Annotated in this window: 1 protein-coding gene; it reads left to right on the plus strand. The window is 53.9% G+C overall.

The window, feature by feature from the left end:
- Positions 1–470: 470 nt before the first annotated feature.
- Positions 471–1106 carry a hypothetical protein gene (locus tag FCN18_RS38935; RefSeq protein WP_137097601.1) on the plus strand — a complete coding sequence of 212 codons (636 nt, stop codon included), beginning with the start codon at positions 471–473 and terminating at the stop codon, positions 1104–1106.
- The last annotated feature ends 89 nt before the right edge of the window (positions 1107–1195 follow it).

Genomic DNA, 1195 nt, shown 5'->3' on the forward strand with positions numbered 1-1195 from the left:
TTGTTGTCACTGCGCACTACCTGCACACTTAGCAAAAGCTAACGCTCGCCGCTTCTCATCTTCTCGCGACGTATCGCACTGAATTCCGGGGGAAATCTGGGGACCGTGGTGTTAGCTCCACCGACCGAGCGAGCAGACTTGACCCTGCGACCCCTTGACCTTATTCGGGTCCAGCTTGACCTGGGCAATGCCACGGCGTACTGACTCTGACCTCGATGAATGGCTTCATCGGTTGCCGTCATCTGTTGTGCTGCGTCGGTCGCGTGTTGGTCGAATGTTGGTTCGAACGCGGCCATGCCCCACCTGCAACGCCGAGCCGTCCTCGCGCGACAAGTCATGCAGGTCTACTCGACCTCTCATAACAACGCGAAGGGGAAGGTCTGACGTGCGGATGCTGTACGACATGAGCGCGGTGAGTCGAAACGGCAGTACCTTCTTAGCTTCATCCGTGGAGTTGGAGGATGCCATCAGTGGTAGAGAATGAACGCGCAGACGACGGCGCCAGTCAGGGTTCAGGGATCGCTTATTACCGAATGGACGAGCGATTGGGTAATGGTCGAAGTCTTACGCTATACGTGACCGTTCCTGAAGCAATGACTGATTTTGAAATTCAGACTGCACGAGTGGATCGAGAGGGTGGCACCACGTCGGCAGATCGAAAATTTAGGCGAGAGCTATTTGAAATAGTTGGTTCCATCACGGTTGCTGGTGGACAAATCGAAGCTGCACTAAAAAGGATTCTGCTACTCCTAAAAGGTGAAAGTACTCTATTCTCTTTAGCTGACTACGAATGGTCAAACCTCCACAAGCGCATTCTGGCGGCATGTGTAAGTGATAGCCCGCGAGAGGTAGGGGCTAAAAGAGCCCTAAAGTGGGCCGACAGTAAGGACCTACGGGAGCGGCGACATACGGCGGTCCATGGGGCATGGTGGATGTTCGCTGATTGTGGCGCACGCGTAAGTCGCTGGCCACGCAAGAAAGGCGGACATGTAATAATTTCCGAGCTTGAGGACTGGAGAAAACTTTCTGACGATCTTTGGGAATTCTACGAGATGCTAGACGCTGTGATTTCCGAAGATTGGCCCAGAGCTATTTTGCCAAGTTAGGGCTAGCAATATTCGATTAGCGGCACCTTCTGCGCACGAATGAGCTTGGTGGTCATCCCGTCGCCTGATGGCGTCTCGATCACGCCGTG

It is taken from the genome of Prauserella endophytica, from assembly GCF_005146945.1.
Lineage (GTDB): Bacteria > Actinomycetota > Actinomycetes > Mycobacteriales > Pseudonocardiaceae > Prauserella_A > Prauserella_A endophytica.